The following is a 10,864-nucleotide window of genomic DNA, read 5'->3' as shown; positions in this document are numbered from 1 at the left end:
GCATTCTTGAGTTGTGTGCGTTGGCGGTTTTGCCTCGCAATTTCTTACTATGCTCAGTTTGAGCGTTAGTATTGTGTTGTTTAGTCATATATATAACCTCAATTACCACACAGGCGGCAAAGCCCACATCTTTATTTGTGGGCTTTTTCTTTTACAAACTAAAAATATTCTAAGCGGTTTAACCTATTTACCGCTCAAGATATAATTCAAGCAATTCATCAAATTGGCAATTGATAAAATCTTCCAGATCATACCAATCAATGTGCGTGAGGGTGTTTCTATCTACCTCATTCCCATTAGCATCAAAAAACATAACGTTATCATTACCTACAATTTTATCAGCGGTATATTTCTCATCATTTATTTGAACAGTCAAGTAGAATTGATTATGAGAAGTTTGTTCAGCGTTTTTGAATTCAATGGTGTTTTGAAAGTTATCAACCAACTCAAACCAATCTCTTTCTAAAAAGAGAACGTGCGCATTACCATCATAAGTGTAAGGAGCCGAAAATTCCAACGAAGGGTTGTCATCAATAGACACATTGTCAACGGCATCTATTGCTTGAGTCATTATGCTATCCCAAGAAATATTTTCTAAAGTCCTTTTTGAAAGGATTTTTTTGACTTCCTCAATAAATTTGGCTTCAGCCTCATTAGATCGAAATACATTAAACATATTCTACTCCTTGTGTGTTAATAACATGATCTGCCGTTCAACTCATTAACTTTATTATAGTGTATACACTATAATTAGTCAACACCTTTTATCATTTATTTTTGTGTACCGTAAAATGTGGTTTGTTGTACGCAAAGGGATTTATGTATTGTTGGCTGAACGCTATTTTGTGGGCACTGTATAAATCCCACATTTTTCCCACTTAACTTCCTGAAAGCCTTTGTTTTAAATGATTTCGGCTCTCCCCGTGGTTTCTAAGATAATATTATATTTTTCTTTAACCGCTTTGCTAAAAACTTGTTTTGTTATTTCCCAGGCAAACTCCCCTGTGTATTTTCCTGCGCCTTCACCATGTATTTTTTGTATTTCTTCATAATATTCATGGTATTTTCTATATTCATCCGTATTTATAACTAATACGTTATCTAGTGTTTTTAACAACTCTTCGATTGCTTGTGATTTTCCAGCCCCTGCTTGACCTCCGACAATAACACCGAAAGGTTTGTTATGTTCAGGCGTGACCCCTGTTGAATTCAAAAGAAAATCCCATATCAATGGTAATTTATCTTTTAAATCCTTATGTAGATCATAAATTTCTATATTCAAGTTTATCTTTTTAATTTAGGCAAGTCTTTGTATCGGTTGATAATGGTTCGGACGTTTTTAACAATATCATCAAAATCCAGTTTTTCAGGTTTTGAACGGTAGATGGTCATACGTAAATTAGCCAAGTATTTTATATCTTCGCTTTCCTCTAACTCAGCTCTTTGTAGTCTAGAAAGCATGGTTGCGCTTGCGGTTGCCACAAACTCAATAAGTACATCTTTTTCCATTAAAGTAGCCATTTAAAACTCCTTTTTAATTAATGTATTATATTACATCAGTTTAGCTTTTACTTTTTTAGGCTCTTCTTTTTTTCACCAAGCGGCGTTATTGACGTTTATTGCGACGGCTTCTGGCATGAGCTGGTTTGGGCTAGCTTCTGCCTTTTGGGGTATTCTGATCGGTATGTGTGCTGCCTTACTATTTAATCCTAAATTGCGTGGTGGGATCCGGTCTTTATTAAAGAAAGCCTAGGGGTGAGGAGTTAAAAACTTGCTAAGACAGGCTTTTTTGCGCATCACCCCTAAAGCACCAGTGTTTATAGTCAATGCACTTATGGCTCAATGGTAGGTGTGTTTTTATCCTGTTGTAGGGCTTTGCTGCTTAAAATAGCTAAATGCTCGTTAATTTTAAAGAGTACCACCGTTAATTCACAATAAATACGTCCGGCAATCACACCACCAATTAAAACCGCAAGACCGGATAAAATTTGACCGTTGATGATAGCGGACAAAGAAGCAATCACAACGGCCACCAAGATAAACCAATAAACGAAGGTGACGATTTTTGGGAAAATAAACTTGTCTAAATATAAAAAATCACGGAAATTCATAGCTATTCCTCCTAAAAAAAAATGATGATAAGTTGTCCAAAGGAGTGTGGATTTTTAGTTTAACAGCGTAAAGTGTAAATCAACAACCCTTTGTACAGGTGCTGAGAAAGCACAGCTTAGCCTAGGCTATAATAGCGATACCAAGTTATCACTAGACCTTCTCATAGATAAGATTAACGTCTTTTTATGAAAATTATTCGTATCGATTCCATTCCTATTAAGCTGCATTTTAAAGCGATTAAAAATCTGTATATTCGTGTGTTACCGCCCGCAGGAGAGGTAGTGGTGTCGGTGCCACAGAGGATGAGAGAGGAGTTGGCGCTGGCGTTTATTAATCAGCGTTTGTCTTGGATTAAGAAGCAGCGGCAAAAATTTGCTCATTATCAAGCCGTGCCAGCGCTGCAATATGAAACCGGTGAACGACATTATTTATGGGGCAAGCTCTACCCCTTGTATGTGTTTGAGGGTTATGCTAAGCATGAGATTTATCACGATGCGGAGGGCTTAAATATGTTTGTGCGAGACGGCACGAGTAGCAAAGGTAGGGCCTTGGTAATGCAGAATTTCTATAAAGCGCAGATACGGGCCGCTTTAAAGGATTATGTGCCCAAGTGGGAGAGACGCATGGGGATTAGTGCGCCTATCATTGATTTGCGCACTATGAAAAGCCGGTGGGGCAGTTGCCGCAGTGATGGACAACGTATTTGTTTAAATACGGAGCTGGCTAAAAGACCGCTTGAAAGTTTGGAGTATGTGTTGGTGCATGAATTAGTGCATTTGTTTGAGCAAAGTCATAACCAGCGCTTTCAAGCCTTGATGGATAAGTGTTTAGCGGATTGGCGAGAGCGTAAACAGCGTCTCAACCAGCCTTTAGTTTAGAGAGTAAGGAGTTTTGATGGCAGTGGTTTTATCCATGATTGCTAAGGGTTTATATATCATCGGTGGGGTGACGGTGTTTTTTGCGATTTTATGTCTCAGCACCTTAAATGCTAAGCCTAATGCCAAAAACCAAGCATTATTGGCGCAATTGAGTCCCGAACAAATAGCGCAGGGCAAGAAAAACGCTCGCAATGCCATTATCTATATTTTTTTGCTGGGATTAATCCTTGCATTAATCGGCTATGTGTTGAGTGTGTTTAGCGGTCGTTTATAGGGGGGTATCAGGGGCTTGCGCAATGGCAAACCCCTGATGATTGCTAGTGAGATGGGCGTTTATTCGTTTATTTTTTAAGCTTGGCAAAGGCCGCTGCCATTGCACCCATCGGCGCATCATCACGTCGATTTGAGGCGTGTGTGCCGGTACGCTGATGTTTGCTGCGATTATCACGCCGTTCATTGTTACGACTATCGCTACGTGCTGTGCGATTGCTGCTGCCAATGTCATCATCTAAACGCATGCTGAGATTGATACGATTTCTATCTACCTCTACTTCCAGTACTTTGACTTTCACCGTTTGACCGACACGCACCACCTCACGTGGATCAGTGACGTACTTATTGGATAAGCAGGAAATATGCACTAAGCCATCCTGGCCTACACCAATATCCACAAAAGCACCAAAAGCGGCTACATTACTAACCACACCTTCTAGAATCATACCGGGAATCAGGTCGCGTATGGATTCAATCCCTTCTTGGAAGGTGGCTGTTTTGAATTCAGGGCGTGGGTCGCGACCGGGTTTTTCTAACTCATTAAAAATATCTTTAACCGTTGGTAAGCCAAATTGTTCGTCAGTAAAGCTACTTGGCGAGAGTCCTTTGAGAGCATCGGTTTTGCCCATAATATCTTTGATATCAGCTTGAATTTTTTCTAAAATGCGCTCAACTACTGGATAGGCTTCGGGGTGTACCGCCGAGGCATCCAGTGGATTGTCGCCGTTTTGAATGCGTAAGAAGCCGGCTGCCTGTTCAAAGGTTTTAGGGCCGAAGCGAGACACTTCCAGTAGCTTTTGGCGATTGTCAAAGGCGCCGTTTTGGTCACGCCAGGCGACAATGTTTTTAGCCAGGGTGCTATTTAAACCAGAAACGCGCGCAAGCAGTGCTGCCGATGCGGTGTTGACATCAACCCCTACGGCATTGACGCAATCTTCAACCACCGCATCCAAGGAGCGGGCTAGCTCGCCTTGATTAACATCGTGTTGATATTGACCGACGCCAATGGCTTTGGGCTCAATTTTAACTAATTCGGCTAATGGGTCTTGCAGACGACGGGCAATGGAAACTGCACCACGTAAACTCACATCCAGATCGGGGAATTCAGTGGCCGCTAGTTCTGAAGCAGAATAAACTGAGGCACCAGCTTCGGAAACCACGATCTTTTTAACCTTATCGAGTTTAAATTCCTTAATCAGTTCGCTAATTAAACGCTCGGTCTCACGCGAAGCGGTACCGTTGCCGATGGCAATTAACTCAATATTATGCTTGGCCACTAACGCTGCTAGGGTATGAATACTGCCTTTACGGTCAAGGCGGGGTTCAAAGGGGTAAATGGTCGTGGTCTCAAGCACCTTGGCCGTGGCATCAATGGCGGCTACCTTGACCCCCGTGCGAATCCCAGGGTCCAAGCCTAGCACGGCTTTAGGACCTGCTGGCGCTGCCAATAATAAGTCCTTTAGATTGTCGGCAAAGACTTTAATTGCCTCTTCTTCAGCGCGTTGGCGTAACTGACTAATAAACTCAGTTTCAAAGGCGGTGAGTAATTTTACACGCCACGTCCAACGGCAAACATCGGCTAGCCATTTGCCGCGGGCTGAGGCATCTGCGTCAAATTCTGCACCCAAATCAAAGTAGCGCTCAATGCGCTCAATACAAGGATGCGGTACCAGCTCCTCCTGCGCTTCAGATAAGCCAATACGTAAATCCAAGCAGCCCTGTTGACGTCCGCGTAGCATGGCTAGAATACGGTGCGAGGGTAGACTCGCCAAAGACTCACTAAAGTCATACCAATCGCGGAATTTATCGCCTTCATCTTCTTTGCCGGCGACCACGGTGGAGTATAAAAGACCTTGTTGAGACAGGAACTCTCGCAGCTGTGCTAATAAATCCGCATCTTCGGCAAAGCGTTCGGCCAGGATATCGCGCGCACCATCCAATGCCGCTTTAGTATCGGTGATTTTATGCTCTGCATTTAGATAATCTGCGGCTAAGGTTTCAGGATCCGCAGTATGATCCTCTAGGATAGCATTTGCCAAGGGCTCTAAACCAGCTTCTATGGCGATTTGAGCACGGGTGCGACGCTTAGGCTTATAGGGAGCATACAAGTCCTCTAAGCGTTGCTTAGTGTCTGCCGCCATTAGCTGCTGCATTAACTCGGGTGTCAGCTTTTCTTGAGCATGAATCGATTCCAGAATGGCGAGTCGGCGCTCTTCCAACTCCCGTACATATAGCAATCGTACTTCTAGTTGACGCAACACTGTATCGTCCAAACCACCAGTCGCTTCCTTACGATAGCGTGCAATAAAGGGCACCGTGGCACCTTCATCTAATAAATTGACGGCTGCAGCAATTTGACTGGCTTTTACCGTTAGTTCCTCAGCAAGTTGTTGAATAATACGCGCACTATCGACTTCCTGTGGAATAGCTAATGATGAATGTTCAGGTTGTAGACTTACAGATTCGGTCATCTCACTCTCAAGTTTTTTGGTTTGAAAGCTTGTCATTTTGCCACAATTAGGTGGCTAAATATATTCATTGACTAGGATTGCTACAATTGCTTATGTGAAAATAAGCATAATAAGTGACGTCTTTTTTGTAGGAGCCGCTCTTGAGTTTTGATGTCAGTCGATTTTTTTCAGATGATGGGCCTTTTGCCGAATCTGTTAGTCGCTATACTAAGCGTCAGGCACAGACTGAGTTGGCGCAAGCGATAGAAAATACTTTCATGACAAAGGGCACGCTGGTGGCTGAGGCAGGTACCGGTACAGGTAAGACCTGGGCCTATTTAGTACCCGCATTATTAGCGCCTGGCAAGGTGATTATATCGACGGGTACACGCAATTTACAGGACCAGATCTTCACTAAGGATGTGCCACAGGTTTGCCAGGCCATGGGTATTCCAGCCTTGGTCGCTGTGCTTAAGGGACGTTCTAATTACGTTTGTCACCATTATTTAAAGCAGCTTGAGGAGTCAGATGCGGGTTTGCACTCTAAGCTAGAAGTGCCCATGCTGCAAGCGATACGCCGCTTTGCTGATACTTCCGCAACGGGTGATAAGGCGGATTGTGCTGCCGTACCTGAGACAGCGAGCATTTGGCAACGGGTGACTTCCACTGCTGAGAATTGCTTAGGTCAAGACTGTCAGTTTGCAGAGGAGTGCTTTACGAATAAGGCGCGGGCGCGTGCTCAAGAGGCGGATGTGGTGGTGATTAATCACGCTTTGTTTATGGCGGATTTGTCCCTTAGGCAGGAGGGTATTTTTGATTTATTGCCTAGCGCAGAGGCCGTCGTCTTTGATGAGGCGCATCAACTGCCGGATTATGCGACGCGCTTTTTAGGTGAGCAAATTAGCGGTCAAAAAATTGCTGATTGGCAAAAACGCAGTCTTAGCATCGTGCGCGCCCAGTTAAAAGGCATTGCCAAGGACATTGAGCCTATCGTGCAGGAGATAGCCAAGGCGCTGATGGAGTTTAGACTACAATTGATGCCGCTTGAGGAAATGCCAAATGCGCAGGCTTTGGTGCATAATCTGGAAAATTATGAACGAGTGATGGGGCGTTTTGATGAGTTGGCGCAGGCAATTCAGCAATTGGTGCGAACTTTATTAAACTATCAGGAATCCCATCCCGATATTAAAGCAGCAACCCGTGAGGGCGCGGCACTATATGATAGTTTGATGCGTTGGGCACGTAGCCATCAGCCAGCGGCTGATGCAGAGGGTGCCACGCAGGTCGCTGCAAGTAGCGCTAGTGATAGTCTCAGTTCCTTGGTGGCTGAGCAGATGGATGAAGAGCACCAAGCAGTGGCTGAGCTTGAAACAAGCTATGTGTGTTGGCTCAATTTAACTCAACACTATTTTCAGCTTCATCGGGCTCCCTTGAGTGTGCGACATTTCGGTCGCTTTAAGCAGGCAGATCAGGCCTGGGTCTTTACCTCAGCGACTTTGTCAGTGAATGGTAATTTTGATCATTTTGTTAATAATCTTGGGCTCTATGGTGCCATTGAACGGGTATGGGAATCACCCTTTCAATATCAGGATAAAACCATTATGCTGATTCCTAAACTGCCGTTGCCGGATGATTTTTCATTTAGAGAACGCTTTCTGGACGTGCTGATGCCTTTGATTGAAGCAACGCATGGCGGTGTTTTGTTGTTATGCACTTCCCTGAAAGCGGTTGATGAGTTTTCAGAGATGTTATTAGCGCGGCTGGATGAGGCAAATATTGATCGTGCTTTATTAAAGCAGGGGGATAATTCTCGCGCTTATTTGATGGAAAAATTCCGTCAAGAGGGCAATGCTATTTTGGTGGGTAGCTCCAGTTTTTGGGAGGGCGTGGACTTTCCCGGCGATTTATTGACCTTGGTGGCAATAGATAAAATCCCATTTATGTCACCAGATGACCCGGTGCTGGATGCACGCATTAGGGATTGTGAAAATCGTGGCGGCAGTCCCTTTTTTGAGATCCAGATCCCGCATGCTGCAATTGCTCTCAAGCAGGGGGCGGGACGTTTGGTGCGCAGTGAAAATGAAGCAGGGGTATTGCTCATTGGTGATGTACGCTTGGTGGAAAAAGGCTATGGTAAAAGGCTTTGGCAGGGTTTACCGGACTTTTATCGAAGCCGAAATCCAGAGGATGCCTTACAATTTTTGCGCTATTTGGCCGAGCAAGGTAAATAAAAAGTAAAAGGGGTTTAGTTTTCGAACTAAACCCCTTTAAGTCTAAACTAATTAAACCACGTTGCTGGTTTGAAAACATCTAACCAACTGGAATCCTTGTCAAGACCATGCTCCGGATAGTCGGAGTTTGGGAAGTTCTGTGTAAATACACGCTGAGCGTCAGCGGCTTGATCATGTAGGCCTAAAGCCTCATAGGACTTCATCATAATATACAGCGCACGCTCCGTTGCCGTTACTCCAGAGAAATCTCTTAATACCGCCTGTGCACGGTTAATGGCAGCCACATAGCCATGGCGCTCATAGTAGTATTGGGCGACATTGACCTCGTTTTCAGCGATGGTGCTAATTAACCAGTTTAGACGTAGTCGTGAGTCCTCGGCATAGCGACTCTGTGGGAAGCGCTCGACTAGCTCACTAAAGGCGGCATAAGACTCACGCAAGCCCTTAGGGTCACGCTCGCTCGGGTCCTGACCCGTATAGCTGCTTAAGAAAGCGCTCGGCGGGGTGAAAGTAATTAAGCCCTTAAGGTAGAGCATATAGTCGGTATGCGGGTGATTTGGATATAAGCGATGGAAGCGATCAATCACTGCCTTGGCTTGCTCCGGTTCGTCATCACGCCAGAGCACATAAGCCTCGTCAATCATGGCTTGCTGTGCGTAGCTGGAGTAGGGGAAGCGTGTGCCAATGGTATGTAAATAGGCACTGGCGGTATTCCATGAGCTACTACGAACGTTTTCGCGAGCCGCATCATATAGTTGAGGCGCAGACCAACCGATGGTCTCATCGTTAATCTTGTCACGGGTGCTTGAGCAGGCGGTTAATAAACTGACGCCAAGAACGAGTACTATGGATTTAAAGGTGTTAGTTTGCATATTTACAATTTAAAATAAGAATACTTGCGTGATATGATGCTTTATTCTGTTTAATAGAAACTATGATAACAGCCTTTTAGGATCCTATCGTTGCTGTTGATTACAATATTCGAAAAATCAACAGCGTATTTTGCCAGATCAATTAAAAACTCATTACACAGAGCCTGCTATGACCGACCAATCCCTTGAAACCGCTGAGCATTTCGACGACGATGCAGTAGAACCTGAGGCTTTGGAATTTGAAATGCCCTTAAACTTCAGCAGCGAACGTTTGGATAAGGTACTAGCTACCTTATTGCCGGCGCATTCACGCAGTCGCTTACAACAGTGGATCAGCGATGGTTGGGTCAAGGTCAACGGACAAGCAGCTAAAGTGCGCCAAACCATTCGAGCGGCTGATCGCATTACCGTAAGGGAACAGGCGGCACCGGAGCAAATGGCATTTAGCCCGGAGAATTTGCCGCTTGATATTATTGCGGCTACTGAGCATTATATTATTGTGAATAAGGCTGCTGGTATGGTGACGCACCCGGGTGCTGGCAATTGGTCAGGTACCTTATTAAATGGCTTGTTATACCATTTTCCAGAGTTGGCGCAGATACCGCGCGCGGGCATTGTACATCGACTGGACAAGGATACCTCCGGCATCTTAATGGTGGCCCGTACGGAAATTGCTCAAACCGATTTGGTGCGGCAATTACAAGCACGTTCGGTAGGACGTCAATACGTGGCTTTGTTAAAAGGGCATATTGCCGAGGCGGGTACGATTGACGCAGCGATTGGTAGAGATCGCCGCGTGGCGGTAAGAATGTCCACCGACTCACCTATTGCGCCCAAGGAAGCGCGCACGCATTTTCAACGACAGGCCTTGGGTACATGGCAGGGACATCCGATCAGTCGGGTTGAATGTCGTTTAGAGACGGGTCGTACTCACCAGATTCGAGTACATTTAAGTAGTCTAGGGTATCCGCTACTGGGTGATGGTTTATATGGTGGTCCAGCTTGGCTGGGGGCAGAGCGGCAGATGCTACATGCTCAGCAGTTGAGTTTTATGCATCCAGTGGATGGCGTGCCGCTGCATTTTACGGCACAAATACCCGCAGCGATGCAGCAGATAATAGATGCTGTTGATTGGATTGAAAGTTAATCGTAGCCGCAGGAGGCGTGATGGAGGTTCCTTTTTTCTATCCTAAACCCCATGCAGCGTATCGTGAGTTGCATGGTCTGCCCGTCATTAGTGGTCCTGCTATTGATGGTCTGGCGTATTTTAGTAGCACCGCTAGCAGTGGCCGCGACGTGTCGGCCAGCGGCTCAGCCGATCGTGATGCCTTTAGTGCAGCAGGATTTAATTTGGGCTTATCCACGGGCGCCGAGCGCGATTTGGTACTAGCCAACCGCAAGCGCTTACAAGAGGAATTGCCGGCGGCGCCGATTTGGATTGCACAGGTACATGGTGCAGCGGTTTTTGATGCTGACCAATGGCAGCCAGCTGATGAGATCACTCGAGCGGATGCCAGCATTACTACTCAGCCTGAGCGTGTGTTAGTGGTACAAACGGCGGATTGTATGCCGCTTGTGCTGTTGGGTGCAGAAGCACAAGTGCTAGGAGTGGTGCATGCGGGGTGGCGTAGTTTATTGCTTGGGGTGATTGAAAACACTATTGAGGCAATGAGGCAGAAGGTGGCTACGCCAATTGCTCATGTGTGGATAGGCCCTTCTATCGGTGCGGCTGCTTTTGAGGTGGGAGCGGAGGTGCGCGCAGGCTTTGTAGAGTCTAACCCAGCGTATGCGGCTTTTTTTACACCTTCTAAAACGCAGGCGGATAAATACTATGGTGATTTAGTAGCTATTGCCAATCATAAACTGCACAGTCTTAAGCCTCGAGGATGGGTGGCTGCAGATTGCGGGATCTACTTTTCAGGACTTTGTACTTATAGTCTTGCCAGTTGCTTTTATTCCTATCGTCGTAATGCGCAGACGGGGCGGCAGGTGACCGTGGCTTATTTAACTAAGCCTTAATTAATTCCAGTAAGCAGCTGTGTGCTTGC

Annotated in this window: 12 protein-coding genes; 6 read left to right on the top strand and 6 right to left on the bottom strand. The window is 45.5% G+C overall.

Annotation, left to right across the window (positions count from 1 at the left end; all coding sequences use genetic code 11):
* Positions 1-187: 187 nt before the first annotated feature.
* The 3 genes from HMPREF3179_RS03370 to HMPREF3179_RS03360 form a co-directional block, all read right to left on the bottom strand.
* Positions 188-676, bottom strand: coding sequence for a hypothetical protein (locus HMPREF3179_RS03370; protein ID WP_070469718.1), 489 nt, complete (start codon positions 674-676; stop codon positions 188-190).
* Positions 677-901: 225 nt separating this feature from the next.
* Entirely contained in the window at positions 902-1,282 is a 381-nt protein-coding gene (locus tag HMPREF3179_RS03365; protein WP_070469717.1) for a zeta toxin family protein, read from the bottom strand.
* Between the two features lie 2 nt (positions 1,283-1,284).
* On the bottom strand, positions 1,285-1,521 hold the full coding sequence (locus HMPREF3179_RS03360; RefSeq protein ID WP_036558735.1) for a hypothetical protein: 237 nt from the start codon (positions 1,519-1,521) through the stop codon (positions 1,285-1,287).
* Between the two features lie 16 nt (positions 1,522-1,537).
* Here HMPREF3179_RS03360 and HMPREF3179_RS12095 point away from each other — a divergent pair, with 16 nt between their 5' ends.
* Complete coding sequence (locus HMPREF3179_RS12095) at positions 1,538-1,753, top strand: benzoate/H(+) symporter BenE family transporter (protein ID WP_371441417.1); 216 nt, start codon at positions 1,538-1,540, stop codon at positions 1,751-1,753.
* 79 nt (positions 1,754-1,832) lie between these two features.
* Here HMPREF3179_RS12095 and HMPREF3179_RS03355 read toward each other — a convergent pair whose 3' ends face one another.
* The gene (locus tag HMPREF3179_RS03355; RefSeq protein WP_018026745.1) at positions 1,833-2,111 is read right to left on the bottom strand and encodes a DUF4282 domain-containing protein; all 279 of its coding nucleotides are present in this window, start codon (positions 2,109-2,111) and stop codon (positions 1,833-1,835) included.
* A 186-nt stretch (positions 2,112-2,297) separates the two neighbouring features.
* Here HMPREF3179_RS03355 and HMPREF3179_RS03350 point away from each other — a divergent pair, with 186 nt between their 5' ends.
* Together HMPREF3179_RS03350 and HMPREF3179_RS03345 are read left to right on the top strand one after the other, a co-directional pair.
* A complete protein-coding gene (locus HMPREF3179_RS03350) occupies positions 2,298-2,990 on the top strand; it encodes a M48 family metallopeptidase (RefSeq protein ID WP_018026746.1) in 693 nt (230 codons plus the stop codon).
* 16 nt (positions 2,991-3,006) lie between these two features.
* Complete coding sequence (locus tag HMPREF3179_RS03345) at positions 3,007-3,264, top strand: hypothetical protein (RefSeq protein WP_018026747.1); 258 nt, start codon at positions 3,007-3,009, stop codon at positions 3,262-3,264.
* Positions 3,265-3,331: 67 nt separating this feature from the next.
* On the opposite strand, the gene HMPREF3179_RS03340 is transcribed toward HMPREF3179_RS03345, so the two are convergent.
* Complete coding sequence (locus tag HMPREF3179_RS03340; protein ID WP_070469724.1) at positions 3,332-5,734, bottom strand: Tex family protein; 2,403 nt, start codon at positions 5,732-5,734, stop codon at positions 3,332-3,334.
* 140 nt (positions 5,735-5,874) lie between these two features.
* On the opposite strand from HMPREF3179_RS03340, the gene HMPREF3179_RS03335 reads away from it, so the two are divergent.
* Entirely contained in the window at positions 5,875-7,944 is a 2,070-nt protein-coding gene (locus HMPREF3179_RS03335; protein ID WP_070469716.1) for a DNA repair helicase YoaA, read from the top strand.
* A gap of 47 nt (positions 7,945-7,991) precedes the next feature.
* Here HMPREF3179_RS03335 and HMPREF3179_RS03330 read toward each other — a convergent pair whose 3' ends face one another.
* Complete coding sequence (locus HMPREF3179_RS03330; protein ID WP_018026750.1) at positions 7,992-8,816, bottom strand: outer membrane protein assembly factor BamD; 825 nt, start codon at positions 8,814-8,816, stop codon at positions 7,992-7,994.
* A gap of 169 nt (positions 8,817-8,985) precedes the next feature.
* On the opposite strand from HMPREF3179_RS03330, the gene HMPREF3179_RS03325 reads away from it, so the two are divergent.
* A complete protein-coding gene (locus HMPREF3179_RS03325) occupies positions 8,986-9,963 on the top strand; it encodes an RluA family pseudouridine synthase (protein ID WP_070469715.1) in 978 nt (325 codons plus the stop codon).
* A gap of 20 nt (positions 9,964-9,983) precedes the next feature.
* Positions 9,984-10,835 (top strand): peptidoglycan editing factor PgeF, encoded by an 852-nt coding sequence (gene pgeF / locus HMPREF3179_RS03320; RefSeq protein WP_070469714.1) that lies wholly within the window; start codon positions 9,984-9,986, stop codon positions 10,833-10,835.
* Positions 10,836-10,864: the final 29 nt, after the last annotated feature.

It is taken from the genome of Oligella sp. HMSC09E12 (genome assembly GCF_001808505.1).
Lineage (GTDB): Bacteria > Pseudomonadota > Gammaproteobacteria > Burkholderiales > Burkholderiaceae_B > Oligella > Oligella urethralis.
This window is presented reverse-complemented; position numbering and strand designations above follow the sequence as displayed.